General features: G+C 73.8%; 20 protein-coding genes, 1 tRNA gene and 1 pseudogene. 8 read left to right on the forward strand and 14 right to left on the reverse strand.

Annotated features, from left to right (window positions below; all coding sequences use genetic code 11):
* Positions 1-78: 78 nt before the first annotated feature.
* The 3 genes from OO48_RS27280 to OO48_RS27290 all read right to left on the reverse strand — a co-directional run bounded on the left by OO48_RS27280 (position 79) and on the right by OO48_RS27290 (position 2,474).
* Positions 79-152 (reverse strand) — tRNA-Pro (locus tag OO48_RS27280).
* A 134-nt stretch (positions 153-286) separates the two neighbouring features.
* The gene (locus tag OO48_RS27285; protein ID WP_483413976.1) at positions 287-1,525 is read right to left on the reverse strand and encodes an MFS transporter; all 1,239 of its coding nucleotides are present in this window, start codon (positions 1,523-1,525) and stop codon (positions 287-289) included.
* Positions 1,526-1,856: 331 nt separating this feature from the next.
* On the reverse strand, positions 1,857-2,474 hold the full coding sequence (locus OO48_RS27290) for a TetR/AcrR family transcriptional regulator (protein WP_081952426.1): 618 nt from the start codon (positions 2,472-2,474) through the stop codon (positions 1,857-1,859).
* Positions 2,475-2,587: 113 nt separating this feature from the next.
* Here OO48_RS27290 and OO48_RS27295 point away from each other — a divergent pair, with 113 nt between their 5' ends.
* A complete protein-coding gene (locus OO48_RS27295; protein ID WP_033220953.1) occupies positions 2,588-3,307 on the forward strand; it encodes an SDR family oxidoreductase in 720 nt (239 codons plus the stop codon).
* An 18-nt stretch (positions 3,308-3,325) separates the two neighbouring features.
* Here the strand turns inward: OO48_RS27295 and OO48_RS27300 are convergent, their stop codons facing one another.
* Positions 3,326-4,009 carry a YbhB/YbcL family Raf kinase inhibitor-like protein gene (locus tag OO48_RS27300; protein ID WP_106970429.1) on the reverse strand — a complete coding sequence of 228 codons (684 nt, stop codon included), beginning with the start codon at positions 4,007-4,009 and terminating at the stop codon, positions 3,326-3,328.
* Between the two features lie 152 nt (positions 4,010-4,161).
* Between OO48_RS27300 and OO48_RS27305 the strand changes: the two genes are divergently transcribed.
* Positions 4,162-5,043, forward strand: coding sequence for a helix-turn-helix transcriptional regulator (locus tag OO48_RS27305; RefSeq protein WP_051732910.1), 882 nt, complete (start codon positions 4,162-4,164; stop codon positions 5,041-5,043).
* A 114-nt stretch (positions 5,044-5,157) separates the two neighbouring features.
* Here OO48_RS27305 and OO48_RS27310 read toward each other — a convergent pair whose 3' ends face one another.
* Positions 5,158-5,856, reverse strand: a complete 699-nt coding sequence (locus OO48_RS27310; RefSeq protein ID WP_033220957.1) for a type 1 glutamine amidotransferase domain-containing protein — start codon at positions 5,854-5,856, stop codon at positions 5,158-5,160.
* 143 nt (positions 5,857-5,999) lie between these two features.
* On the opposite strand from OO48_RS27310, the gene OO48_RS27315 reads away from it, so the two are divergent.
* The 3 genes from OO48_RS27315 (at position 6,000) to OO48_RS27325 (ending at position 10,901) form a co-directional block, all read left to right on the forward strand.
* The gene (locus tag OO48_RS27315; protein ID WP_033220959.1) at positions 6,000-6,977 is read left to right on the forward strand and encodes a LysR family transcriptional regulator; all 978 of its coding nucleotides are present in this window, start codon (positions 6,000-6,002) and stop codon (positions 6,975-6,977) included.
* A 417-nt stretch (positions 6,978-7,394) separates the two neighbouring features.
* Positions 7,395-9,458 (forward strand): phosphocholine-specific phospholipase C, encoded by a 2,064-nt coding sequence (locus OO48_RS27320; RefSeq protein WP_033220962.1) that lies wholly within the window; start codon positions 7,395-7,397, stop codon positions 9,456-9,458.
* A 396-nt stretch (positions 9,459-9,854) separates the two neighbouring features.
* The gene (locus OO48_RS27325; RefSeq protein WP_033220963.1) at positions 9,855-10,901 is read left to right on the forward strand and encodes a helix-turn-helix domain-containing protein; all 1,047 of its coding nucleotides are present in this window, start codon (positions 9,855-9,857) and stop codon (positions 10,899-10,901) included.
* Positions 10,902-11,036: 135 nt separating this feature from the next.
* Here the strand turns inward: OO48_RS27325 and fusA are convergent, their stop codons facing one another.
* The 5 genes from fusA to OO48_RS27350 form a co-directional block, all read right to left on the reverse strand.
* On the reverse strand, positions 11,037-13,112 hold the full coding sequence (gene fusA / locus OO48_RS27330; protein WP_033220964.1) for an elongation factor G: 2,076 nt from the start codon (positions 13,110-13,112) through the stop codon (positions 11,037-11,039).
* 560 nt (positions 13,113-13,672) lie between these two features.
* Positions 13,673-15,139: a GH1 family beta-glucosidase gene (locus OO48_RS27335; protein WP_033220965.1), complete on the reverse strand. Its 1,467-nt coding sequence runs from the start codon at positions 15,137-15,139 to the stop codon at positions 13,673-13,675.
* Between the two features lie 54 nt (positions 15,140-15,193).
* Positions 15,194-16,081 carry a carbohydrate ABC transporter permease gene (locus OO48_RS27340; RefSeq protein WP_033220967.1) on the reverse strand — a complete coding sequence of 296 codons (888 nt, stop codon included), beginning with the start codon at positions 16,079-16,081 and terminating at the stop codon, positions 15,194-15,196.
* Between the two features lie 4 nt (positions 16,082-16,085).
* Positions 16,086-17,027, reverse strand: coding sequence for a carbohydrate ABC transporter permease (locus OO48_RS27345; RefSeq protein ID WP_033220971.1), 942 nt, complete (start codon positions 17,025-17,027; stop codon positions 16,086-16,088).
* Between the two features lie 92 nt (positions 17,028-17,119).
* Positions 17,120-18,421, reverse strand: coding sequence for an ABC transporter substrate-binding protein (locus OO48_RS27350; protein WP_033220973.1), 1,302 nt, complete (start codon positions 18,419-18,421; stop codon positions 17,120-17,122).
* Between the two features lie 309 nt (positions 18,422-18,730).
* On the opposite strand from OO48_RS27350, the pseudogene OO48_RS34595 reads away from it, so the two are divergent.
* The 3 genes and pseudogenes from OO48_RS34595 to bla all read left to right on the forward strand — a co-directional run bounded on the left by OO48_RS34595 (position 18,731) and on the right by bla (position 23,142).
* Positions 18,731-21,620: pseudogene (locus OO48_RS34595) on the forward strand (glycosyl hydrolase).
* Positions 21,621-21,826: 206 nt separating this feature from the next.
* Positions 21,827-22,195: a hypothetical protein gene (locus tag OO48_RS27360; RefSeq protein ID WP_033220975.1), complete on the forward strand. Its 369-nt coding sequence runs from the start codon at positions 21,827-21,829 to the stop codon at positions 22,193-22,195.
* A 224-nt stretch (positions 22,196-22,419) separates the two neighbouring features.
* On the forward strand, positions 22,420-23,142 hold the full coding sequence (gene bla, locus OO48_RS34600) for a class A beta-lactamase (protein WP_342449666.1): 723 nt from the start codon (positions 22,420-22,422) through the stop codon (positions 23,140-23,142).
* Positions 23,143-23,173: 31 nt separating this feature from the next.
* On the opposite strand, the gene OO48_RS27370 is transcribed toward bla, so the two are convergent.
* The 4 genes from OO48_RS27370 to OO48_RS27385 form a co-directional block, all read right to left on the reverse strand.
* Positions 23,174-24,214, reverse strand: coding sequence for a LacI family DNA-binding transcriptional regulator (locus OO48_RS27370; RefSeq protein ID WP_033220977.1), 1,041 nt, complete (start codon positions 24,212-24,214; stop codon positions 23,174-23,176).
* Positions 24,215-24,359: 145 nt separating this feature from the next.
* Positions 24,360-25,157 (reverse strand): DUF1684 domain-containing protein, encoded by a 798-nt coding sequence (locus OO48_RS27375; RefSeq protein WP_033220980.1) that lies wholly within the window; start codon positions 25,155-25,157, stop codon positions 24,360-24,362.
* Positions 25,158-25,247: 90 nt separating this feature from the next.
* Entirely contained in the window at positions 25,248-26,108 is an 861-nt protein-coding gene (locus OO48_RS27380) for an acyl-CoA thioesterase (RefSeq protein WP_033220981.1), read from the reverse strand.
* Positions 26,109-26,225: 117 nt separating this feature from the next.
* A complete protein-coding gene (locus tag OO48_RS27385; protein ID WP_033221003.1) occupies positions 26,226-26,912 on the reverse strand; it encodes an alpha-ketoglutarate-dependent dioxygenase AlkB family protein in 687 nt (228 codons plus the stop codon).
* Between the last annotated feature and the right edge of the window lie 64 nt (positions 26,913-26,976).

Consider the following 26,976-nt stretch of genomic DNA (forward strand, 5'->3'; position numbering starts at 1 on the left):
GGCGGCATCAAGAGGCGCGCAGCAGAAAAGGCCGCTGATCTGGGATTTCTCCCGATCAACGGCCTTCCGACATCACTGTCGGGACGACAGGATTTGAACCTGCGACCCCTTGACCCCCAGTCAAGTGCGCTACCAAGCTGCGCCACGTCCCGTGGTCGTCCACCCGGTGGCCCTGGCGGGCTCCTTGGCTTCTTGACCTTGCCCCCGATCTCTCGGCGACGTGGAAAACAATACAGCACGTCGGGGGGTGCTCGCTGCCAGGTTTCGGGGGTGGCGGGCCGGCGGGTCAGGGGGTGGGGTGGCGGGCGTCGTAACGGAGGAAGGCGGGGCGGCGGACGGCGAGGTAGAGGACGGCGGCGACGCAGGCGAGGCCGCCGGTGAGGATGGAGACGGTGGGGCTGGTGAGGGTGGCGACGGTGCCGGATTCGAAGTCGCCGAGGCGGGGGCCGCCGGTGACCACCACGATGAAGACGCCCTGGAGGCGACCGCGCATCTCGTCGGGGGCGGCGACCTGCATCATCGTGTTGCGGAAGATCATCGAGACGGTGTCGGCGCAGCCCGCCGCGGCGAGCAGGAGCAGGCCGAGCGGGAGGTTGCGGACGAGCCCGAAGGCCGCGATGGCCAGGCCCCAGGCGGCGACGGAGGCGAGGACGGCGATGCCGTGGCGGTGGATGCGGCCGATCCAGCCGGAGAAGAGGCCGCCGGCGAGGGCGCCGACGGCGGGGGCGGCGGCGAGCAGGCCGACGGTGCCGGCGTCGCCGCCGTAGAAGGGGAGGACGATCGCGGGGAAGAGGGCCCGCGGGAGGCCGAAGACCATCGCGGCGAGGTCGGCGGCGAAGGAGGTGCGCAGGTTGGGCTGGCCGCGCAGGAAGCGCAGGCCGTCGAGGACGGTGGCGCGCTTGCCGGTAGTGCTCTGCGGGCGCATCGCGGGCAGGCGCCACATCGCGTAGAGGGTGGCGGTGAAGGCGGCGGTGTCGATCAGGTACGCGCTCTGCGCCCCGTACGCGGCGACGGCGACGCCGCCGAGCAGCGGGCCGACGGTCTGGCCGAGGTTCACGCCGATGGTGTTGAGGGCGTTGGCGGCGGGCAACTGCTCGCGCGGGACGAGGCGCGGGATCATCGAGGACCTGGCGGGCGAGCTGACCGCGAAGAAGCCGCCCTGGAGCGCGACGGCGGCGTAGAGCAGGACGACGGAGCGCAGGTCCAGCAGGGCCTGGGCGGCGAGCAGCGCGGAGACCGCGGCGAGGCCGCCGGAGCCGATCAGGCCGAGGCGGCGGCGGTCGACGCGGTCGGCGATGGCGCCGCCGTACAGGCCGAAGACGACCAGTGGCACCAGGGAGCAGATTCCGACCAGGCCGGTGAGGAAGGTGGAGCCGGTGAGGTGGAAGACCTGGATGCCGACCGCGAGGGCGGTCATCTGCTGGCCGATCGAGGAGACCGTCTGTCCGAACCAGAGTCGCCGGTAGTCGGGGCTCTGACGCAGCGGGGTGAGGTCGGCGAAGGCGCCGCGGGTGAGGCGGCGCAGCCCGGACGGGGCGGGTCGGGGCGGCGGGGACGGTCGGGAGGGGGTCTCGGTTGGCACCCCGCCATGCTCGTTCAGTCGTTCGACGGCCGTGCGGGCGGGGTGCGGGTGGACATCCGCGGCAATGGACGGACATCCGCAGGAAACGATGTCCGTCCGCCGGGCAGGGGTGGCCACCCGCGCGAAACGGCGGACGCCTGCGGAAAACGGCGGACGCCCGCGCGAAACAGCGGACGTCTACGGAAAACGACGGACGCCCGCGCGAAACGACAGACGCCCGCGCGAAACGGCGGGCCGCGCCGGGGCATCCGCGGCCCCGGAGCGGCCGCCCCCCTCAGGCCCGCAGCAGGGTGCGGGTGAGGAGTTCGGCGAGCCGGTCGTCGAGGGGTTCGCGGGTGGCGAGCAGCCGGTACCAGAGGAGGCCGAAGGCGAGGTCGACGGCGGTGCCCGGGGTGAGGTGGGGGGCGAGCGCGCCGGCGGCGTGGGCGCGGGCGGTCAGGGTGCCGAGTGCTTCGCGGCGGGGGCGCAGCAGGGTGTGGTGGAAGCGTTCGCCGAAGGCGGGGTCGATCTGGGCCTCGGCCATCAGGGCGCGCAGGGCGTCGGTGGTGGGCGGGGCGGCGGCGGCGAACGTGGCGGCGAGGAAGGCGTGCAGGTCGGCGGCGTGGTCGCCGGTGTCGGGCAGCGGGATGTTCCGGCGGGCGTGCGCGGTGACGGCTTCGAGCAGGACGTCCGCCTTGCCGGGCCACCAGCGGTAGACGGTCTGCTTGCCGGTGCCGGCCCGGGCGGCGATGCCCTCGACGGTGAGGCGGGCGTAGCCGGCTTCGGCGAGCAGTTCGTACGCGGCGGTGAGGATGGCTCGGCGGCTCTCCTCGCTGCGACGGCGCCCCGGCCGCACGGGAGTCTGCGTCTCGTCGGCCGGACCGGCCGGGCCCTGGTTCGCTTGCTCGATCACGGGAGCCACGCTACCTTAATTCGAGACGAGACGTCGCGGTTCGAAATTAGGACCCGGCGGTTCGTCCGGATCGACGGACGCACCTCGATGGAACGCTTGGGGAGAGAGCACACATGAGCGAGCGCACTGCACTGGTCGTCGGCGGCACTTCGGGGATCGGGCTGGCCACCGCCCGCCAACTGCGCGCCAGGGGCGCCGTGGTGCATGTGGCGGGCCGGAGCAAGGAGCGGCTGGAGGCGCTGGCGGCGAGCGACCCGGAGCTGATCGGGCACCGGGCGGACGGCGGCGACCGCGGGAGCATCGCGGAAGTCCTGGACACCATCGGCACGTTGGACTGGCTGGTGGTCGCGCTGAGCGGCGCCGAGGGCGCGGGGCCGTTCGCCGAACTCGACCTCGGCGCCCTGCGCGGCGCCTTCGAGGCCAAGTTCTGGGGGCAGTTGACCACGGTGCAGGCCGCGCTGCCGCACCTGACCGAGGACGGATCGGTCACGCTGGTCACCGCGATCTCGGCCCGCACCGGCATGCCGGGCACCGCCGGGCTGGCGGCGGTGAACGGGGCGCTGGAGGCGATGATCCGGCCGCTGGCCGTGGAGTTGGCCCCGCGCCGGATCAACGCCGTCTCCCCCGGCCTGGTCGACACCCCGTGGTGGAACGGCCTGCCGCAGGACGCCCGCGAGGCCTACTTCGCCCAGGTCGCCGACCGGTTGCCGGCCCGCCGGATCGCCGCCGCGGAAGACGTCGCCGAGGCCGTCGTGCTCGCCGCGACCAACCGCAACCTCACCGGCACCGTCCTGGAGACCGACGGCGGCCTGCGCCTCACCACCCTCGACTGACCGCCCGGCAGGGCGAGTTCACCGCGCGGCCAGTGCCGTGGTCTGCGCGTAGCCGATGACGTGGCCGCCCATCCCGAACGCGGTGACGGCCGCGGGGGTGGCGGCGGGCTGCGCCAGGCTCGGCGTGTCCAGGGCGTAGACGGTGATCCGGTAGTGGTGCGGGCGGTCGCCGACGGGCGGGCACGGGCCCAGGTAGCCCTGCACGCCCGCGTCGTCGGCGCCGGCCACCGCACCGGCCGGCAGGGTCCTCCCCAGGCCGGTGGCGTCGGCGGGGACGTCCCAGACCACCCAGTGCCAGAAGCCGGAGCCGGTCGGCGCGTCCGGGTCGAACATGGTGACGGCGAAGCTCCGGGTGCCGGCCGGGGCGCCGCGCCACTCCAGGCGCAGCGGCTGGTTCCCGCCGTCGCACCCGAAGGCGTTCGCCCAACTGGCCTGCGGGAAGGCGCCGTTCACCAGGTCGGGGCTGCTGACCGTGAACCGCTTCGCGTCCGTCGGGATCCCGGAACGGACCGAGACCCGCCCGAAGTCCTTGGTCTCGCCGCGCACCTTGGCGCTCGAATCGGCGGCCCCCAGCAGCGTCAGCGCGGTGGCGGCGGACAGCAGGACGGCGGCGGCGCGGGACCGCCGCGACCACCCGGCGGCGGCAGGGACAGTGGCAGTGGCAGTGGCAGTGGCAGTGGTCGTACGGGGTGAACGTGACATGGCGCGGAACTCCCGGTCGGTCGTCGAAACTTGCTTCCGGCACCAACCCTCGCCCGCCGCGCCCCACTTGGGGAGGTCCTCCGGATGGTGGCACTCGGCGTACCAGCCTCGGCGCTGGACGGGTCGCCCGACCTGCGCCGATGATCGGGGGCATGACCGAACGCGTACCGCCCCGACAGGCCGAGCTGGCCGCCTTCCTCCGGGCGAAGCGCGCCCGGCTCCAGCCCGAGGAGACCGGTCTGCCGCGCGGGCCGCGCCGCCGCACCCCGGGGCTGCGCCGCCAGGAGGTGGCCCAACTCGCCGCCGTCAGCGTGGAGTGGTACGTCCGCCTGGAGCAGGGGCGGGTCGGCACCCCGGGCACCGCCGTCCTGGACGCCCTCGCCGAGGCGCTGCGCCTCACCCCGGACGAGCACCGGCACCTGCACCTGCTCGCCCGCGGCGAGACCCCCGTCCTGCCCGCGAGCAGCCCCCGGAACCCCGAGGTGCCCGCCTCGTTGCGCCAACTCCTGGACGGGATACCGCTGTTCCCTGCCTACCTGACCGACCACCGGCTCGACGTGCTGGCCCACAACGCGGCCGCCCGGGCCCTGTTCGGCCCGGAGTTCGGTACCGGAGCGACCGACAACACCGCCCGGATGCTCTTCCTCGACCCGGCGACCCGCGCCACCCAGCTCGACTGGCCCCGGGTCGCCCGCGAGACCGTCGGCCACCTGCGCACCGCCGCCGCCCACCATCCGGACGATCCCCACCTGGCCGCCCTCCTCGCCGAACTACGCGGCCACAGCCCCGAGTTCACCCTCTGGTGGGACGACCACACCGTCCTGGACCGCACCACCGGCACCAAGCGTGTCCAGCACGTCGAGGCCGGTCCCCTCCTGCTCCACTACGACATCCTCACCGCCGGCCCGCACCGCCTCTTCACCCTCACCCCCGCCGACCCCGCCACCGACCGCGCCCTGCGCCGCCTCGTCACCACCCACACCGCGGCCCGCACCACCACGGACAGCACCGTCCGCCCGATCACCGCGGCCTGAACCACGGCCGGAACCGCCGTCTGAACCACGACCTGAACCGCTGCCTGAACCGCCCGGGGCCCGTGCGCCCCCGGCGGTCCGGGCGCCCCCGGCGGTCCGGGCGGTCCGGTGGCCTCAGCCCAGGTGCTTCAGCAGTTCCTGCGCCAGCGAGGCCGAGGAGGCCGGGTTCTGCCCGGTGATCAGGTTGCCGTCGACGACGACGTGCGGGGCCCAGGGGGCGCCGGTGTCGAGGGTGAGACCGGCTTCGGCGAGGCGGGTCTGGAGGAGCCACGGGGCGCGGTCGGCGAGGCCGGCCAGGGTCTCCTCCTCGTCGGTGAAGGCGGCGACGCGGCGGCCCGCGAAGGCGTTGCGGCCGGTGGCGGGGTCGACGGCCGCGAGCAGGGCGGCGGGGCCGTGGCAGACCACGGCGAGCGGCTTGCCGGAGGCGAGGGCGCGGGTGAGCAGGCGGCCGGAGTCGGCGTCGCGGGCGAGGTCCTCCATCGGGCCGTGGCCGCCGGGGTAGAAGACCGCGTCGTAGTCGTCGAGGTCGACGTCGGCGACGGCCAGCGGGTGGTCGAGCTCGGTCATCGAGGCCAGCGTGTCGGCGATTTCGCGGGCCTGCTCGGCGCCGCCGTTGGCGTCGGCACCGAGGCTCGCCCGGTCGACGGGCGGGACGACGCCACCGGGCGTGGCGACCGTGACCTGGTGGTCGGCCGCGCGCAGGACGCGGTACGGGGCGGCGGCCTCCTCGGCCCAGTAGCCGGTGGGGTGCTTGGTGCCGTCGGTGAGCGTCCAGTGGTCGGCGCCGGTCATCACGAACAGGATCTTCGACATCTCGCGTTCCTCCGGGGGTGGTCAGTGTCGCGGTTGCGCCCCGACCGTAGACCGGCCGACCCATCGGTATCCAATGAGCGCGCCGATGACAGCCATCGGTTCTCCGATGACTCGACCACCCGCCCCGCCGGTACGCTCGCCCGATGGACGCCCCCCTGCCCCGGCCCGCCGCCGAACCGTCGGACCTCAACCAGTTGCGCACCTTCCTCGCGGTGTACCGCCTGGGCTCGTTCACCGCGGCCGCCCACCGGCTCGGCCTGTCGCAGTCGACGGTGACCGCCCAGATCCGCGCGCTGGAGCGGCGCCACGGGCGGGAGCTGTTCGAACGGCAGGCTCGCGGCGCGGCGGCGCTGCCCGCGGCGGACGAACTGGCCGCGCGGGTCGCCGAGCCGCTGGACCGGCTGGCCGACGCGGCGGAGCACCGGCCGGCGGCCGAGCCGGTGCACCTGGCCGGGCCGGCGGAGCTGCTCGGCACGCTGGTGCTGCCCGCGCTCGCCCCGCTGGTCGCGTCCGGGGTGCGACTGCGGGTGACCGCCGGGCTGACCGATCCGCTGCTGGAGGAACTCCGCTCCGGGCGTCACGACTTGGTGATCGCCACCCGCCGCCCGACCGGACGGGCGCTCACCGCCGTGCCGCTGGCGGACGAGGAGTTCGTCCTGGTCGCCGCACCCGGCTGGCCGGCCCCGGCACCCGCAGCGCCCCCGAGCGACCCGACGAACCCGGCCGATCCGGCCAGTCCGACCGACCCGGCCAGTCCGACCGACCCGGCCGACCTGGCCGAGGCGCTCCCCCGGCTGCCGCTGGTCAGCTACGCGGAGGATCTGCCGATCGTCCGCCGCTACTGGCGGCACGTCTTCGGCCGCCGACTGCACGCCCGGGCCGCCGTCACGGTGCCCGACCTGCGGGCGGTGCGCGCGGCGGTGGTGGCCGGCGCGGGCTGGAGCGTGCTGCCCGCGTACCTGTGCCGGGAGGAGCTGGCGGCCGGGGCGCTCGTCCCGCTGCTGCTGCCGGAGGACCCGCCGATCAACACCGCGTACCTGGTGCACCGCCCGGAGCCCGCCCCGAACCCGCACCTGGCCGCCGTCCGGGAGCAGTTGCTGGCCGCCGCCCGCCGCTGGTGACCCGGCCGGCCCGAACCGAACCGCGCCGGGCCGGAACACCTCGCACTGGAACACCCACGCTCTCCGGCTCCGCCGCTGATCCTGTGATCGGTGTCCGGGCCCGGTGCGCCTGGCGGGATCCCGGTGAACCGGCCCGGGGGCGCCGTGGGGAGTGCCGGCCGGTCACTCGAAGGCACCGCGCCTGCGGCGTGACCACCCCGCCCGATCACCGGCTCAGCGGCAGAACCCGCTCTCCCCCACCTCCCGGGGCCCTTGTCCACACAACTCGGCCCGAACCGGGCGTACTTGTCCGGACAACTCAAGTCGTTCGCCCGACGTACGCCGGTCGGCCACGAGCGGGACGACGGGCGGTACCCCGCGCGCGCTGTCCTGGTGGGCGCCCTCCGTCCACCCCTCGTCCGTAGAGGTCGTGCCCCCATGGCTGTCGAGCCGAATCGCCGTCGTTTCCTCCAACTCGCCGGTGCGAGCCTGGCGTTCTCCACGCTGGCGCCCAGCATCGCGCGGGCCGCCGCGATCGCCCCGCAGGGCGGCACCGGCACCATCCAGGACGTGCGGCACATCGTGGTGCTGATGCAGGAGAACAGGTCCTTCGACCACTACTTCGGCTCGATGAAGGGCGTGCGCGGCTTCGGCGACCCGCGGCCGGTGACGCTGCCGAGCGGGAAGCCGGTCTGGTACCAGGCGAACAGCTCGAAGAAGGAGGTCCTGCCGTTCCGACCGCAGGTGAACGACCTCGGGATGCAGTTCGTCCAGGACCTCAACCACGACTGGGCGGGCGGCCACAAGGCGTTCAACGGCGGCAAGTACGACCAGTGGATCCCGGCCAAGACGGCCACCACGATGGCGTACCTGACCCGGCAGGACATCCCGTTCCACTACGCGCTGGCCGACGCGTTCACGCTGTGCGACGCCTACCACTGCTCGTTCATCGGCTCCACCGACCCGAACCGCTACTACATGTGGACGGGTCACACCGGCAACGACGCGACCGGCGGCGGGCCGGTGCTGGGCAACCAGGAGGCGGGCTACTCCTGGACGACCTACCCGGAGCGGCTGGAGGCGGCCGGCGTCTCCTGGCGGATCTACCAGGACATCGGCGACGGACTGAACGCGGCCGGCTCCTGGGGCTGGATCAGCGACGCCCACCGCGGCAACTACGGCGACAACTCCCTTCTGTACTTCAACAACTACCGCAACGCCAAGCCGGGCGACGCGCTGTACGAGAAGGCCCGCACCGGGACGAACGCCAAGGCCGGCGACGGCCTGTTCGACCAGCTGCGCCGCGACGTCGCGGCCGGCACGCTGCCGCAGGTCTCCTGGATCGTCGCCCCCGAGGCGTACACCGAGCACCCCAACTGGCCCGCGAACTACGGCGCCTGGTACGTCGCGCAGGTGCTGGACGCGCTCACCTCGAACCCGGACGTCTGGGCCCGCACCGCGCTGTTCATCACCTACGACGAGAACGACGGCTTCTTCGACCACGTGGTGCCGCCGTTCCCGCCCGCCTCCGCGAGCCAGGGCCTGTCCACGGTCGCCACCGGCGCCGACCACTTCGCGGGCAACGCGAGTTACGCCGCCGGTCCGTACGGCCTCGGGCAGCGGGTGCCGATGCTGGTGGTCTCGCCGTGGAGCACCGGCGGCTACACCTGCTCGGAGACCTTCGACCACACCTCGATCATCCGCTTCATCGAGCAGCGCTTCGGCGTCGCCGAACCGCACATCTCCCCCTGGCGGCGCGCCGTCTGCGGCGACCTCACCTCCGCCTTCGACTTCACCGCGAGCAACACCGCCCCGGCCGCGCTGCCCTCCACCGCCGCGTACCTGCCCGCCGACCACAACCGGCACCCGGACTACGTCCCGACCCCGCCCGCGACCGGGACGATGCCCAGGCAGGAACCCGGCGCCAAGCCCACCCGCCCGCTCAAGTACGCGCCGTACGTGGACGGTTCGGCCGACACCGCGACCGGCAGGTACACCCTCGCGTTCAGCGGCGGACCGGCCGCGGGCGCCCAGTTCCTGGTCACCTCGGCGAACCGCACCGACGGCCCCTGGACGTACACCGCCGGGGCCGGGAAGTTCGTCTCCGACACCTGGAACACCGCCTACTCGCAGGGCGTCACCGACCTCACCGTGTTCGGCCCGAACGGTTTCCTGCGCCGCTTCCGCAACCCGGGCAAGACCGCCGGCCCCGAGGTCACCGCCCGCCACGAGGCCGCCACCGGCAACCTCGCCCTGACCTTCACCAACCCGGCCGGCGCCGACGCCGTCCTCACCGTCACCAACGCCTACGCCGGCTCCCCGCAGGCCGTCACCGTCCGCCGCGGCGCCACCGCCACCCTCACCGTCGACCTCTCCACCTGCCGCCGCTGGTACGACCTCACCGTCACCTCCAACCAGAGCTCCGACTTCGTCCGCCGCCTCGCCGGCCACGTCGAAACCGGCGCACCCTCCCTCTCCGACCCGGGCCTGCTCACCCACTGACGCCCGGAGCCCGCTGATCGCCGCCCTGCCCGGCCGCAGCCCGGCCGCCGTCCGACGGCAAGGACAGCGGCACGAACACGCCGACCCCGAACGCGTCGAGCACGGTCGCCGCCACGGTCCGCCGGTGCCCGGCCAGGTCGGGCACCCCGGACCGGGCCCGCCACCGGGAGACCCGGGCGGGCGAAGCGGGGGGGAGGGTGAAGGGGGGAGGGGCGAGCGGCGGGGGGCCCCGCGCTGCCGGTTCCGGCGAGGCCACCGGCCACGGCCCGCACCCTTTGACACCGGGCACCCCAATGGTCTAGACCTACTCCGGACTGGTCGGACGGGTGGGCGGAGGAACGGCGGCGATGCACACGGTGACCTGCCCCGGCCGCCGCACCCCGGGTGCCGGTTGAGATGCCCGTCGCCCTCCAGGCGTTCGGCCTGAGCGACCCGGCCGGCCGGCTGTACCGCGAACTGCTGCGCGCCCCCGACGCGACCGACGCCGGGCTGACCGCCCTCCTCGGCCTGACCCCGGACGAACTGCTCTCCGTCCGAAGCGAGTTGGCCGACCTGGGACTGCTCCGGCCGTCCTGGGACGACCCGGCGGTCCTCCACCCGGTGGTGCCGGAGCTCGGGCTGGCCGCGCTACTGGCCCGCCGCGAGGCCGAACTGCTGGCGCACCGGCAGGAGTTCGAGCAGGCCCGGGCGGCTCTCGGGCAACTGCGCGCCGAGACCGAGGCCGAACGCCGCCACACCCGCACCGAGGACCTGGTCGGGACGGACGCGATCCGCGACCGGCTGGCCGCGCTCGGCGCCGGAACGGTCTCCCAGGTGCTGGTCCTCTCCCCCGCGACCGGGCCGAGGACCGAACCGGCCGGCACCTCGGCCGGCGCCACCACCGACGCCGCCACGAACGCCACCAACGCCACCGCCGACACCCTGCCGGACGAGTCGCTCTGCACCGAACTGCTGCGCCGCGGCGTCGAGTTGCGTGTCCTGTTCGTCGACGCGGTACGCCGCCACCCGGCCGTCGTCGAGTACGCCCGCCGACTGGTCGAGCTCGGCGGCTCGGTGCGCACCGTGCCCACGCTGCCGCTACGGATGGTCGTGCTGGACCGGGAGACCGCCCTGCTGCCGCTCGACCCGGAACGCGCGGACACCGCCACCGTGCTGCACGGCCGCGGGCCGGTCGCCGCGCTGTGCGCGCTGTTCGACGGGCTGTGGCACAGCGCCGCGCCGCTCTGCCACCCCAGGGGGCGCGACCCGAACGGCATGACGGCGCAGCACTACGCGCTGCTGCGGATCCTCCAGCAGGGCGACACCGACGTGGTCGCGGCCCGGAAGCTCGGCATCTCCGAGCGGACCGTCCGGCGGCTGACCGCCGAGGCGCTGGAGGTGCTGGGCGCCCGCAGCCGCTTCCAGGCCGGGGCCCGCGCCACCGAACGCGGCTGGCTGCGTTGACCCGCGAGAGCCCCCGGACGCGGCCCCGCCCCACCCCCGGCAACCCGAAGGCGGAACGGGGCCGCAGCCGCCACTACTGCACCCGCCACTACTGCACACCGGCCACCACTGCACCCGCTACTGCCGCACCCGCCACTACCGCGCCCGCGGCGCCGGGGCGTACCCGGCGGGCCGGGTGCTGAACGTGCCCCGGCCCTGCGTGCGGCCGCGCAAGGTGCCCGCGTACCCGAAGAGTTCGGCCAGCGGGACGGTGGCCGTCAGCACCGCGCTGCCGCCGCGCGGCTCGGAGCCGTGCACCCGGCCGCGGCGGGCGGACAGGTCGCCGAGGACGCCGCCGACGCCGTCCGGCGGCACCGTCGCGGTGAGTTCCACGACGGGCTCCAGCAGCAGCGGGCCGCCGCGCCGCAGCGCCTCGCGCAGGGCGAGCCGTCCGGCGGTGCGGAACGCCAGGTCGGAGGAGTCCTTGACGTGGGTCGCCCCGTCGGTGAGGGTGACCCGGACGCCGGTGACCGGGTGGCCGAGCGGACCGTCCGCGAGGGCGTCCCGGCAGCCCGCCTCGACGGCCTGCACGAACTCCTGCGGCACCCGCCCGCCGGTGACGGTGGAGCGGAACTCGAAGCCGTCCGTGCCGGGCTCGCCGAGCGGGGCGACGTCGACCACGATGTGCGCGAACTGGCCGGAGCCGCCGTCCTGTTTGACGTGCCGCAGGACGAGGCCGGTCACCGCCGTGGAGACGGTCTCCCGGTAGGCGACCTCCGGCCGTCCGACGGTGACTTCGAGGCCGGCCCGGCGCAGCTTCTCCACCGCGACCTCCAGGTGCAGTTCGCCCATCCCGGACAGCGTCCGCTGCCCGCTCTCCGGGTCGCTGCCGACCACCAGCGAGGGGTCCTCCTCGCTGATCCGGGCCAGTGCGACGGCCAGTCGGTCGGTGTCCACCGAGCGGCGGGCCTCGACCGCGACGGTCACCACCGGATCGGCGGAGACGGCCGGTTCGAGCACCAGCGGGGCGTGCGGGGCGCACAGCGTGGTGCCGACCTTGGCGCCCTTCGCGCCGACCACGGCGACGATGTCGCCGGCCACCGCGGCGTCGGTCTCGGTGTGCCGGTCGGCCTGCACCCGCAGGATCCGGCCGATCCGTTCGGTGCGGCCGGTGCGCGCGTCGAGCACGGTGTCCCCCTTCCGCAGGGTGCCGGAGTAGATCCGCAGGCTGCTGAGCCGTCCGGTGGTGCTCGCGGAGACCTTGAACACCAGGGCGGAGAACGGCTGTCGGGCTTCGGCGGTGCGTTCCTGCGGCACGCCGTCGAACTCCCCGCGCACCGGCGGGACGTCCAGCGGCGACGGCAGGTACGCGGTGACCGCGTCCAGCAGCGGTTCGACGCCGCGGTTGCGGTACGCCGAGCCGCACAGCACCACCACCGCCTGTCCGCTGCCGGTGAGTTGGCGCAGCGCGCCGGTGAGGGCGGCGGCCGTGAGGGTGCCGGTGGCGCAGTACTCCTCCAGCGCGGCCGGGTGCAGTTCGGCCACCGCCTCGGCCAGCGCCTGCCGGCGCCGGGCCGCCTCGGCCGCCAACTCCTCCGGCACGTCGCCGACTTGGTAACCGTCACCGGGTCCGGTGCCGTCCGGCCAGGTCAGCGCGCGCAGTTCGACCAGGTCGACCACGCCGGTGAAGCCGCCCTCCCGGCCGATCGGCAGCTGCACGGCCAGCGGCGCGGGGTGGAGCCTGTCCCGGATGGAGGCGACGGCGGCGTCCAGGTCGGCGCCGGGCCGGTCCATCTTGTTGACGAACGCGATCCGCGGCACGCCGTGCCGGTCGGCCTGCCGCCACACCGACTCGCTCTGCGGCTCGACGCCCGCGACGGCGTCGAACACGGCCACCGCGCCGTCCAGCACCCGCAGCGAGCGCTCCACCTCGTCCGCGAAGTCGACGTGGCCGGGCGTGTCGATCAGGTTGAGCAGGTGGCCGTCCCACTGGCAGCTGACGGCCGCGGCGAAGATGGTGATGCCGCGGTCGCGCTCCTGCGGGTCGAAGTCGGTGACCGTGGTGCCGTCGTGGACCTCGCCGCGCTTGTGGGTCTCCCCGGTCAGGAAGAGGATCCGCTCGGTGACGGTGGTCTTGCCGGCGTCCACGTGGGCGAGGATGCCCAGGTTGCGGACCGCGGCGACGGCGGAAGCGGTGGCGGTGGTGGTGGCGGTGACGAGGTCGGTGCGCATGGCGCGTGGCCCTTCGGGGTTCGTTCCTGGAATCGGCAGCGCGATTCACGGCACCACGAGGGACGTCCGCCGACCCCGTGCACACCCGCCGGACGCCCACCGCCGCCGCGTCGAACGACATGCGGGACGACGTGCGGAACGTCGTACGGAACGACGTACGGAACGGGATGGAACAGGGGGACGGACGGGAAGCTCGCGGTTCCTACCGGCACCGGCCGCGCAGCGGGCGCCGGCCCGCCCGGGACACCAGGATCACCTCGAACCGCGACGGGGGAACGACAGCAGCGGTGCCACGCACGACCGGTCCCTCCCTCTCCACTCACGTCACGGTGCGCCCGATCGGCCGTCCGGCCCGGGCGTTGTCCAGCGAGCAGAGTCTAGGGACGCCCGCCCCGGACGTCACCGCATTTTCGAACCGGTCACCGATACCTCGGAACAACGCAGTTGACGCTCCATCAGGAACGCGGGCCGCCCGGACGGCCCGGGGGCGGCCGCCGCACCCACCCCCGAGCCGTACCCGCCCCCGAGCCGTACCCGCCCCCGAGCCGCGGCAGCGCCAGCTACCGCGGCAGCGCCCCGTCCCGGATCACCCGGGCGTACCAGTGCGCGCTGTCCTTGGGCGTGCGGCGCTGGCTGGCGAAGTCGACGTGGACGATGCCGAAGCGCTTGCTGTAGCCGTACGCCCATTCGTAGTTGTCGAGCAGCGACCACAGGAAGTAGCCCCGGACGGGGGCGCCGTCGGTGATCGCGCGGTGCACGGCGGCGAGGTGGGCGTGCAGGTAGTCGATCCGCTCGGGGTCGTGGACGGCGCCGCTGGGGTCGGTGTAGTCCTCGTACGCGGCGCCGTTCTCGGTGACCAGCAGCGGGACGCCGGGCAGGTCGTCGCGCAGCCGGGTGAGCAGTTCGTACAGGCCGTCGGCGTCGACCGGCCAGTCCATGGCGGTGCGGGTGCCGGGGGCGGGCAGGAAGCGGATGCCGTGGTCGGCGGGCCAGGGGCTGCCGCCCTGGTGGCCGTCGCCGCGCGGGGCGTCCGCCTCGGCCCCGGCGGGCTCGGTCCGGTCCGCGGCGACGACCGTCGGCGTGTAGTAGTTGATGCCCAACGAGTCGACGGGCCGGGAGATCTCGGCGAGGTCGCCGTCGTGGACGAAGGACCAGTCGGTGACGTGCGCGGTGTCGGCGAGGACGTCCTCGGGGTAGCTGCCGCGGAACACCGGGTCGAGGAAGATCCGGTTGGCCAGGCCGTCGATCCGGCGGGCGGCGTCGAGGTCGGCGGGGTCGGTGGAGAGCGGGCGGACGGCGGCCAGGTTGAGGGTGAGCGAGACCTCGGCGGTGTCGGGGAGTTCGGCGCGCAGCGCGGCGGTGCCGAGTCCGTGGGCGAGCAGCAGGTGGTGGTGGGCGGCGAGGGCCGCGGCGGGGTCGGTGCGGCCGGGGGCGTGGACGCCGTTGCCGTAGCCGAGGAAAGCGCTGCACCAGGGCTCGTTGAGGGTGGTCCAGGTGGGGATGCGGTCACCGAGCCGGTGGGCGGCGAGGTGCGCGTACTCGGCGAAGCGGTACGCGGTGTCGCGGTTGGTCCAGCCGCCCTCGTCCTCCAGCTCCTGGGGCAGGTCCCAGTGGTAGAGGGTGGTGACGGGGGTGATGCCGGCGCCGAGCAGTTCGTCGACCAGGCGGTCGTAGAAGTCGAGTCCGGCTTCGTTGGCGGGGCCGCGGCCGCCGGGCTGGATGCGCGGCCAGGCGAGCGAGAACCGGTAGGCGCGCAGGCCGAGTTCGGCCATCAGGGCGACGTCGTCGCGGTAGCGGTGGTAGTGGTCGGCGGCGATGTCGCCGGTGTCGCCGTTGCGGACGGCGCCGGGGCGGCGGGCGAAGGTGTCCCAGATGGACGGGGTGCGGCCGTCCTGGTCGGCGGCGCCCTCGATCTGGTACGCGGCGGTGGCGGCGCCCCAGACGAAGGCGGCCGGGAAGCGGGCGGGCTCGGCGGCGTCGGAGGCCGCGGGGGAGGAAGTGGTCACGGGAAGAGTGTCGATGGTCATGTCGCGTTCCGTCCGAATGAATTGAGGGTGGGTCAGCTCGACGGGTGACCGGGTTCAGCCCTTGACGGCGCCCTGCATGATGCCGCCGACGATCTGCCGGCCGAGCAGGGCGAACACCACCAGGACGGGCAGGGTGCCGATCAGGGTGCCGGCCATCACCACGGACTGGTCGGGGACGTAGCCCTGGCCGAGCGACTTCAACGCGACCTGGACGGTGGGGTTCTGCGAGCTGAGTGCGACGATCGGCCAGAAGAAGTCGTTCCAGGTGGCCATGAAGGTGAGCATGCCGAGCACGGCCATGCCGGGGCGGGCGACGGGCAGCACGATGGAGCGGAAGATCCGCAGCAGCGAGGCGCCGTCCATCCGGCCGGCCTCGACGAGTTCGTCGGGCAGCGCCTGCACCAGGTACTGGCGCATGAAGAACACGCCGAACGCGGAGACCAGCGAGGGCAGGATCACCGAGGGCAGCTTGTTCTGCAGGTCGAGCTTGACGATCACCATGAACAGCGGGATGACGCCGAGCTGCGGCGGGATCATCATCGTGCCCACCGTCAGTGCGAGCAGCGCGCCGCGGCCGCGGAAGCGCAGTTTGGCGAAGGCGAACCCGGCGAGCGTGGAGGAGAGCACCACGCCGGCGGTGACCACGCTCGCCACGATCAGCGAGTTGAGCAGCGCCTTGCCGATCTCGGCCTGCTGCAGCGCCTCGCCGATGTTGTGGAACAGGTTCGGCCCGGGGGTCAACGCGGGCGTGGCGGAGCTGAGTTCGGAGTTGGAGCGGCTGGCGGCGACCAGCGTCCAGTAGAACGGGAACACCGCGAGCAGGGTGGCGCCGATCAGCACGGCGTAGGCGAGCGGTCCGCCGTGCAGCGGCGAGCGGCTCCTGCGCGCGGAACTGCGCGGCGCGGCAACGGGCTTGTCGAGTGCCTGGGTCAGTTGGGTCATCGGGTCACCGGTCCGTGCGGTTGCGGCGGGCGGCGATCGCCGCGTTGAGCAGGGCGAGCAGGACGATCAGCAGGAACATCACCCAGGCCACCGCGGCGGCCCGGCCGAGGTGGAAGAACGTCCAGCCCTGCTCGTACAGGTAGAGGCCGAGCGTCTGGTACTGGTGCGAGATGCCGCCGCCGGAGTTGCCCTCGTACAGCAGCGGTTCGCCGAACAGCTGGGTGGCGCCGATAGTGGAGACGACCACGGTGAACACGATGGTGGGGCGCAGCCCGGGGACGGTGACGTGCCGGAACTGCTGCCAGCGCGAGGCGCCGTCGACGGCCGCGGACTCGTACAGCTCGCCGGGGATGGACTGCATGCCGGCCAGGTAGATCAGCGCGTTGTAGCCGGTCCAGCGCCAGGTGACGATGGCGGAGACGCCGAACTGGGAGGCCCAGGTGTTCGCCTGCCAGTCGACCGGGTGCACGCCCAGGCTGCTCAGCACCCAGTTGATCAGCCCGTAGTCGCGGCCGAAGAGTTGGGCGAACACCAGGGTGGCGGCGGCGACCGAGGTGGCGTACGGCATCAGCATCGCGACCCGGAAGAAGGTGCGGCCGCGGAGCCGGTAGTTGAGCAGGTGGGCCAGGCCCAGGGCCATCAGCAGCTGCGGGACGGTGGAGAGCACGCCGATGGTGAAGGTGTTGCGCAGCGCGTTCCAGAAGAACGGGTCGGACAGCAGCCGGCTGTAGTTCTGGAAGCCGAGCCAGTCCATCCGGTCCGAGGTCTGGAGCTCGACCCGGTGCAGCGACACCCAGGCGGTGTACAGCAGCGGGAACAGCCCGAACGCGGCGAACAGCCCGAAGAACGGGGCGAGGAAGCCGTAGGGGGCGAGGCGGCGGCGCAGGCCGCCGGGCCGCTTCGCGGGCTTGGCGGCGGGCAGCCGGGCGGTGGAGCTGAGGGCCATGGGCGGGGTCCTTCGACGGGGGTCGCCCGGCCCCGCCGTTACCGGAACGGCGGGGCGGGCCACCCGAGTTGACTACCTTAAGTGACGGTTCGTCAGTTGCCGTCGGCCTTCTTGACGTTGTCCATGGCGTGCTTCCAGGCGGTGTCGGGCGCGGTGCCGGTGCGCTCGACCTCGCCGAGGGCGTCGGTGAACGCCTTGCCGATCACGCCGTCGTCGGTGCCGAGCACCTGGGCGGGCATGGCCTTGGCCGACTCGCTGAAGATCTGGCCGATCGGCGCGTTGTTGAAGTACGGGTCGGTGACGTCCTTGATGGCGGCCTGGGCGCCGGTGGAGGACGGGAAGGAGCCCTGCTTGGTGAACAGGGTGGCCTGCTGCTCCTTGGCGTTGAGCCACTTGATCAGCTCGGCGGCCTCCTTGGGGTGCTTGGCGGTGCGCGGGACGGTCAGGTAGGAGCCGCCCCAGTTGCCGGTCTTGCCGGGGCCGGGGGCGATGTCCCACTTGCCGGAGCCCGCGTCGCCGGCCTGGCCCTTGATGTAGCCGATCATCCAGGCGGGGCAGGAGAGGGTGGCGAACTTGCCGGTGGAGAATGCCTTGTTCCACTCGGGCGTCCACTGGGCGAGCTTGGCGGACAGGCCGTCGGCGACCAGCGCGGCGGCGTCGTTCCAGGCGGTCTTCACGGCCGGGCTGCTGTCGTAGACGGGCTTGCCGGCCTCGTCGGAGTAGCGGACCTTCTGCTGGCCGACCTCGGCGGTGAACATGCCCGCGGCGCTGTCGGTCCAGGCGTTGCCCGCCTGGGCCTTGGCGGCGTACTGCTTGCCGAGGTCGAGGTAGCCCTGCCAGGTGGACCACTTGGCGGCGAGCTCGGTGCGGTCGGTGGGCAGCCCGGCGGCCTGGAACAGGTCGGTGCGGTAGCAGATCGCCTCGGGGCCGATGTCGGTGCCCGCGCCGAGCACCTTGCCGTCCGCGGTCTTGATCGCGGCGCCCTTCCACTCCACCAGGTCGTCGTTGACGTCGCCGATGCCGAGCGTCTTCAGGTCGGTGAACTTGTCGGCCTGCTTCTGCACGACGCTGGCCACCCGGCCGACCTCCAGGCCCTGGATGTCGGCGAGGCCGCCGCCGCCCGCGAGCTTGGTCTGCAGCGCCTGCCAGTACTGGCCCTCGTCCTGGGTGTCGGTCTGCTTGATGGTGACGTTCGGGTGGAGCTTCGTGTACTCGTCGTAGAGCCCGGCCTCCTTGAACCCGAAGGTGCCGAACAGGTCCACCGTGATGGTCACCTTGCCGTCGGCGGAGTCCTTGGACCCGCTGCCCGAGCTGCACGCGGTGAGCAGGAGTGCGGTGGCGAGGACGGCGCTGCCCAGGGCAGCGGTGGAGCGGCGGACTCTCGGGGTAGCCATGCGAAGGCCTCCAGGGCGGGGCGGGAGCGTGGGTGGAGTGCAAGCGGGAAGCAGGTGCCGATCGGCGGGCGCCCGAATTTCTGAGAGCGCTCTCAACCGATGCCGAGAGACTGCCGGGGCGGAAATTCCCTCGTCAAGCCCTCGAAACCTGAACGTAATCTCCGGGCCGCCTCGACCCGGGCTTTCGAGTTCTGAACGCATCAGTCTGTGTCACGCCCGTTGACACCCCTCCGAGCCCACTAATACGGTCCGCTGGCTGAGAGCGCTCTCATCCTGAACCGCCCGCCCCCACGCAAGGTGGACACGCTCATGAAGCTCCGCTCCCTGCGCGGCCCCACGGCCGCCCTCACCACGCTGGCGCTGGCCGCCGCCGCCACCCTCGCCGCCGCCCTCGGCGCCGGCAGCGCCTCCGCCGCCACCGTCCGGGTCGGCCTCGGCGGCTACAGCGACGCCCGCCCGGCCGGCACCGTCGGCCCGAGCAACTCCGACGGCGCGCCCGTCACCCCCAAGGTCACCCCCAGGGCGGCCGGGCAGGCCGCGCCCACCAACGACTGGTGGTCCTCGCTGATCTACCAGCGCTACGCGGGCAACCCGTACTCGGAGAACCTGTACGCCCACCCGATGACCTTCAAGGCCCAGGCCGCGGGCCTGGAGGTCGGCTACCCCACCACGCCGACCGTCACCCCCCGACGGCCGCCAGTACGACTACACCCACACCCGGGACCTCACCCTCGGCGTGGCCGGCCTGAACTCCCCCGACACCAAGGCCGACGGCTGGTCCGACTGGACGGTCACCCCGTACTGGGCGGACGGCGCGCACACCTTCAGCGCCACCATCGGCCACGGCCTGCCGTACGTGTACGCGCACGCCACCGGCGGGGCCGCGCAGGTCACCACCGCCTCGGCGCCCACCGTCTTCAGCAACCAGGGCAGCGTGCTCGGCATCACCGTGGCCGGCCACAGCTACGGCCTGTTCGCGCCGACCGGCAGCAGCTGGAGCGTCAACGGCACCACCCTGACGGCGAACCTCGGCAGCAAGGACTACTACTCGGTCGCGCTGCTGCCCTCCGCCGCCGACCTGGCCCAGTTCCGCACCTACGCCTACAACTTCGTCACCGACACCAAGGTCGGCTGGAACTACGACGAGGCCGCGGGCAAGCTCACCACCACCTTCACCGCCACCACCGCCGCCCAGGAGGGCACCGGCACCGGCACCCTGCTCGCGCTCTACCCGCAGCAGTGGCAGGCCACCCCGGACGCGCTCACCGCGCTCGCCTACACCTCCCCGCGCGGCACCATGAAGGTCCGCCAGGGCTCGTCCTTCTCCACCGTGCGGACCGTCACCGGCGTCCTGCCCTCGCTGCCCGACGCCGGCGCCTACGACCGCACCGCCCTCGACGGGTACCTGCACCAGGTCGCCGACGCGAGCGACCCGTTCAGCGGCGCGACCGACACCTACTGGGTCGGCAAGGCCCTCGGCCGACTCGCCCAACTGGTGCCTATCGCCGACCAGTTGGGCGACACGGCGGTTCGCGACAAGCTGCTCGGGCTGATCAAGGGCAAGCTGCAGACCTGGTTCGCGGGCACCGGCTCGCCCGGCTTCGCCTACGACTCCACCTGGAAGACCCTGATCGGCTACCCGGCCTCCTACGGCACCGACGCCGAGCTCAACGACCACCACTTCCACTACGGCTACTTCGTCCAGGCCGCCGCCACCGTCGCCCGCTACGACACCGCCTGGGCCGCGGACTCGCAGTGGGGCGGAATGGTCAAGCTGCTGGCCAAGGACGCCGCCAACACCGACCGCACCGACGCCCGCTTCCCCTGGCTGCGCAACTTCGACCCGTACGAGGGCCACGGCTGGGCCTCCGGCCACGCCGGCTTCGCGGCTGGCAACAACGAGGAGTCCTCCTCCGAGTCGCTGAACTTCAGCGCCGGCCTGCTGCTGTTCGGCGCCGCCACCGGCGACACCGCGCTGCGCGACCTCGGCGTCTACCTGTACACCACCGAGGCCGACGCCGTGCAGCAGTACTGGTTCGACGCCGACCACCGGGTCTTCCCGGCCGGCTTCCAGCACTCCACCGTCGGCATGGTCTGGGGCTCCGGCGCCGCCTACTCCACCTGGTGGACGGCCGCGCCCGGCATGATCCACGGCATCAACTTCCTTCCGGTCACCTCGGGTTCGCTCTACCTGGCCCGCCGCAAGGACGATCTGGCCGCCAACCTCGCCGAGTCGAAGGCCGGCAACGGCGGTGCGTTCACCGACTGGCGCGACCTGCTGTGGGAGGCCGAGGCACTCACCGACCCGGCCGCGGCGAAGGCCGACTGGGACGCCGGGAACGCGGGCTACACGCCGGAGGAGGGCGAGTCCAAGGCCCACACCTACCACTGGATCTACGACCTCGCCGCCCTCGGCACCCTCGACCCGGCCACCACCGCCGACACCCCCACCGCCGCGGTCTTCACCAACGGCACCACCCGCACCCACGTGGCGCACAACTACACCACCGCCGCCCGCACCGTGCGCTTCTCCGACGGCTACACCCTGACCGTCCCGGCCCGCTCCACCGCCTCCGAACGCGGCACCAAGCCCGACGGCGGCACCGGCGGCGCCACCAACTCCCCCTCCCCGACCGCCTCCCCGTCCCCGTCGGCAAGCACGTCCCCGTCCCCGTCGGCCTCCCCCACCGCCCCGCAGACCCGCACCGACACCCTCTACCTGCAGCCCGGCGGCACCCTCACCCCCGCCTACGGCACCGGCGCGACCGGCAGCACCATCGCCTCCGGCGGCGGCACCAACCACGACGGCACGCCCTACCAGCCGCTGACGTACACCCTGGGCCACCTCACCGGCACCCTGCGGGCGGGCGGCAGCACCGGATTCGACCTGTACGTGGACGCCGGCTCCACCGTCGCCCTCGCCCAACAGGCCCGCGTCTCCTACGACTTCGACGGCAACGGCACCATCGACCGGACCGAGACCTACCGCTACTTCGCCACCGACCCCGTCCCCGGCTGGGAACGCTACAGCGCCGCCGCCGGCCTCCAGTCCACCACCGGCGCCCCGCTCGCCAACCTGAGCAACGGCACCGTCAAGGTCGAGGTCTGGCCCGCCCTCGGCAACGCCCCCGCCCAACTGCGCACCGGTGCCACGCAGTCCCAGGGCAGCGCCTCCGTGCTGCGCATCCCCTTCGACTGACCGACCCCCCCGGACACCTCCCGGGCCGACGCGGACCCCGACAGTTCCGCCCGGCCCGGGAGGCCCCGCACCGCCCGAGTACCGCTCCGGACCAGGGTCTTGGCAGAACGCGGAGGATCGTTGAAGATGCAACTGACATGACCGCGCGCCACGGTCGGCACCACCGTGCGCGCCGGTCCCGCCCGCGCCTCCCAAGGAGCCCCCGCATGGCCGCCCGCCGGAAGAAGACCCTCACCGCGACCGCCGCCACCGGAGCCGCCCTGCTGCTCGGCGCCGCCCTCGCCCAGCCCGCGGCCGCCGTCGAACTCCCGCACTCCGCCGTCGCGTACTTCACCAGCGGCAGCGACCTGACGGGCACCCGGTACGCCGTCGACACCACCGACACCGGCTGCCACGACCTCCCGGCCGCCGCGAACTCCGCCGTCGACTTCACCACCGCGAACATCGCCGTCTACTTCGACACCGACTGCGCCACCGGCCTGCCCGGCAAGCCCGGCGACCTCTCCTACGCCCTCGGCAGCCTGCACTGGGCCAACTTCCCGTACCCGGACCTCAGTTACCGCGTCACCGGCTGACCCGCCGCCCGGCGGCCGCTCCAGCCGGGGCCTCCTCCCGCCGATGCACCCGGTGCGACCCGCGCCGCCCGAGGAGGCCCCGATGCACCCGCACCCCACCCGCCGCCACCTGCTCACCGGCGCCGGAGCCGCCGCCCTCGCCCCCGACCGCCCCGCTCCCGCATCGGCCGGCGAACTCGCCGCCACCTTGCGCGAGTTGGAGCGCGCGCACGGCGCCAGGCTGGGTGTCCTCGGGTACGACACCGGCAGCGGCGCGACGGTCGGCCACCGCGCGGACGAGACGTTCCCGCTCTGCTCGACGCTCAAGCCGCCGCCGTCGCCGCCGTGCTCCGGCCGGCCACGACCTCGCCGCCCGCGTCCACTACACCGACCGGGACGTCACCGACTCCGGCCACGCGCCCGTCACCGGCCGCACCCGCGTCCTGACCGTCGCCGAACTCTGCGCCGCCGCGATCGAGTCCAGCGACAACACGGCCGCCAACCTGCTCCTGCGCCGCCTCGGCGGGCCCAGCACCGTCACCCGCTTCTGCCGCTCCCCGGGCGACCCGGCCACCCGCCTCGACCGCTGGGAACCCGCCCTCAACTCCGCCGAACCCGACCGCGCCACCGACACCACCACCCCCCGCGCGCCGGCCCGCACCTTCGCCCGCCTCACCCTCGGCGACGCCCTCACCCGCCCCCACCGCGCCCGACTCACCGCCTGGCTGCGCGCCGCCACCACCGGCACCCACCGCCTCCGCGCCGGCCTCCCACCCGGCTGGGCCCACGCCGACAAGACCGGCACCGGCTCCTACGGCACCACCAACGACCTCGCCCTCGCCTGGCCCCCGCACCGCCCCCCGCTCGTCCTCGCCGTCCTCAGCACCAAACCCACCGCCCCCGGCGCCGACCCGGACGAACCCCTCCTCGCCCGGACCGCCGCCTTGCTCGCCCGGGCCCTGACCTGATCCGCTCCGGACCCGCCCGGCAGAGCCCCCATCAGGCCGACTCCCGCACCACCAGCGCCGTCGGAATGATCACCGAGGACGGCGCCGACGCCCCCGGGTCGTTGAGCCGCCGCAGCAGCAGCCGCGTCATCAGCCGCCCCATCTCCTCGATCTCCTGGCGGATCGTGGTGAGCCTCGGCTCCGTCCAGGCCGCGACCGACTCGACGTTGTCGAAGCCGACCACCGCGACGTCCTCCGGCACGCGGCGTCCGGCCGCCCGCAGGACGCGGATCGCACCGGAGGCCATCACGTCGGAGGCGACGAACACCGCGTCCAAGTCCGGTCGGCGGGCGAGGAGTTCGGTCATCGCCCGGGTGCCGCCGTCGGCGGTGAAGTCGCCGATCGCGATCAGGTCCTCGTCACCGTCGGGGAGCAGGTCGCGGTAGCCGTCGAGGCGGTCGATGGAGGAGGTCTGGTCGAGCGGGCCGGTGATGGTGGCGATCCGCTGCCGGCCGATGGAGCGCAGGTGCTGGACGGCGAGCCGGGCGCCGCCCCGGTTGTCGTTGTCGACGTAGACCAGGTCGCGGTCGGACTCGGCGCCGGGCCAGCCGGGCCGTCCGCCGATGACGAAGGGCAGGCCGAGGCGGTGGACGGTCTCGGGGGTGGGGTCGGAGCGGTGCAGGGAGAACAGCAGGACGCCGTCGACGTGGCCGCCGGCCAGGTAGCGGCCGATCCGGTCGTGGTCGCGCTCCTCCTCGGCCAGCAGCAGCACCATCTGGTTGTCGGCGGCGGCCAGTTCGCGGCTGATGCCGCGCAGGTGCTGGGCGAAGAACGGGTCGGAGAAGAACCGGGCCTCGGGTTCGGCGATGACCACGGCGATCGCCCGGTTGCGCCGGGTGACGAGGGTGCGGGCGGCCAGGTTGGGGACGTAGCCGAGCTCCACGACGGCCCGTTCGACCTTCTCGCGCAGCGCGGCCCGTACGCCCGCGCCGCCGTTGACCACCCGGGAGGCGGTGGCCCGGGAGACGCCGGCCAGCTCGGCCACCGATTCCAGGGTCGGACGCCCGCCCGCTCCCGCTTCGGACTCGGTCACCGTGGGCTCCTCTCCACCGCCCGTGCGCGCACCGCGCGCACGTGATCGTGTTCTGCTGCGAGCAGCCTAGCGCCCGCGACCCCGCCGAGAGAGCGCTCTCAGAAACCGGGCGCCCCGACCGGGCCCGCCGCCCCGCCGCCCGGCCTCAGACCGTGACCACGTGCCGCTCGCCGGCCTCCACGGCGACCTCCAGCCGGTTGCCGGGCGGCGGGAACGGGCAGATGAAGTGGTCGGCGAACGCGCACGGCGGCAGGAACGCCCGGTTGAAGTCCAGCACGGTGTGCCCGTCCGCGTCGGGCGCGGGCAGCGTGACGAACCGGAACCGGTACGTCTCCCGGCCGCTGGTGCCGTCCGCGATGACGCCGCTGAGCCGCCCGCCGGAGCCCTCGGAGCCGCTGACGGTCAGCGTGTGCGGCCGCCCGGCCAGCGTGAAGGCGACCTGCCCGGCGACGGTGAGCGGCCGGGCTCGGCCGTCCGCGTTCTCCACCACCAGCGCCCGCGTGCCGTCCTCGAACGGCGTGAACACGGCGGGCACCGCCCAGTCGGGCGCGTACGGGTAGACCGAGATGCCGGCGAACGCGGCCCGGGCGGGGGCGTCCGGGTCGAAGACCCGCAGGGCGAGCTCGCCCTCCCGCTCGATCGGGACCAGCCGCAGCCGGTCGCGGACGGCGATCTGCGGGTGCCGGTCGGTGTCCGGTCGCAGGGCGACCCGGCCGGTGGACTCCCGTTCCTCGCCCTCGATCCGGACGCCGTCCCCGGCGAGCAGCTCGGCGCAGACCGTGCCGCCCTCGGCCCACCAGCGGCCGGGCACTCCGGGCAGTTCGGCGGGGGCGGGCTCCAGCCAGTGGGTGCCGGTCAGGGCCAGCGGACCGTGCGGCGCGCCCACCGAGGCGTTCCGGGCCTCCGTCCAGCGCTGCCAGGCTTCGGCTGCGGTGTCGGTCATCTGACTTCCTCCCAGGTCGATCCTGTTCTCCGGTCACTTCTCCGGCCGCTCCGGCCGTGACGCCGGCTCCCGCCCGGGGCGGGCCCTCCCCTACCTGGTCAACGGACGGAACAACCCCTCCTGCATCACCGAGACCACCAGGTTGCCCTCGCGGTCGTAGATCTCGCCCCGGGCCAGGCCGCGCGCACCGTGCGCGATCGGCGACTCCTGCCGGTACAGCAGCCAGTCGTCCGCCCGGAACGGGCGGTGGAACCACATCGCGTGGTCCAGCGAGGCCATGTCGAAGTTCCGCTCGCCCCACAGCGGTTCGACGGGAGCGCGGACGGCGTCCAGCAGCGTCATGTCGCTGGCGTAGGTGAGCGCGCAGACGTGGATCAGCGGGTCGTCGGGCAGCGCGCCGTTGGTGCGCAGCCACACGCCGCTGCGGGCCTCCACCCCGTCCAGCTCCTCGCGCGTCCACTTCAGCCGGTCCACGTACCGGATGTCGAAGGGCTGGCGGCGGCTGATGAACGGGGGCAGCTCGCCGAGCCGGGCGCCGACCTCGTCCAGCGCGCTCGGCAGGCTCTCCGGGGCGGGGACGTCCGGCATCGGGAACTGGTGCTCGATGCCGCCGGGCTCGGGCCGGTGGAAGTCCGCGGTCAGCGCGAAGATCGTCCGCCCGCCCTGGATGGCGAGCACCCGGCGGGTGGTGAACGAGCGCCCGTCCCTGGTCCGTTCGACCTGGTAGACGATCGGCACGCCGGGAACGCCCGGACGCAGGAAGTACGCGTGCAGCGAGTGCACCGGCCGGTCCTCCTCGACCGTCCGGCCCGCCGCGACCAGCGCCTGCCCGGCCACCTGCCCGCCGAAGGTGCGTTGCAGCGCCTCCTCCGGGCTGCGGCCGCGGAAGATGTTCAGCTCGATCCGCTCCAGGTCCAGCAGGTCGACGAGCTGGTCGACGGGGGTTCCCATGTATCGCTCCCTCTCCGGACGGCCGGCGGACAGGGCTGTGCCGCCGAACGTCTCGTCCGTCCAGCACAAGTCTCCGCGCCCCCCGGGCATTCCCGCCCTCCGGCACGCGGGGCCCCCTCACCCCGGGCCGGTCTGCCGGACGGTGATGTTCAGCCGCCCGGTCAGGCCCAGCTCCGGGTCCGCCGTGCCCGGCAGCGTCCGCACCACGCCGTGGTACGCGAAACGGCTCGCGCCGCCGAACACCAGCAGGTCGCCCCCGCACAGCCGCAGGTCCGTCCACGGCCGGCCCCGGTCCTCGGTGTTCCCCAGCCGGAACACGCACTCGTCCCCCAGCGACAGCGACACCACCGGCGCGTCCACCCGCTCCTCCCGGTCCTGGTGCAGGCCCATCCGCGCCCCGTGCGGGTAGTGGTTCACCAGCGCGACGTCCGGCGCGAAGCCCGCCGCCCCCGCCACCTCCCCCACCCGCTCCCCGTACGCCTCCGCCACCGCCCGCCGGGCCAGCGCGCCCAACCGCTCCGGGAACGGCTTCACCGGCGCCCCGTCCCCGTCCACCACCGTCCGCGCGTAGCCGTACGGGTACCAGTGCCACCCCAGGCAGACCGTGCCCACCGACATCACCCCGCCACCCGGCAGCACCACCGACCGCATCCCGGCCGGCGGCCGCGCCCACTCCCGGCACGCCGCCACCAGCTCCCGCTGCTCCTCCACCCCCAACCACCCCGGCACCAGCACCACCCCGTCCGCAGGCTCCTCCCGCCCACGCCCGAACAGCTCCCCGACGAACACCCCGCCACCACGCATCCCCCCATGCCTGTCTCTTATACACATCTGACGCTGCCGACGATACTCCTTGTGTAGATCTCGG

The organism is Kitasatospora phosalacinea, assembly GCF_000716545.1.
Lineage (GTDB): Bacteria > Actinomycetota > Actinomycetes > Streptomycetales > Streptomycetaceae > Kitasatospora > Kitasatospora phosalacinea.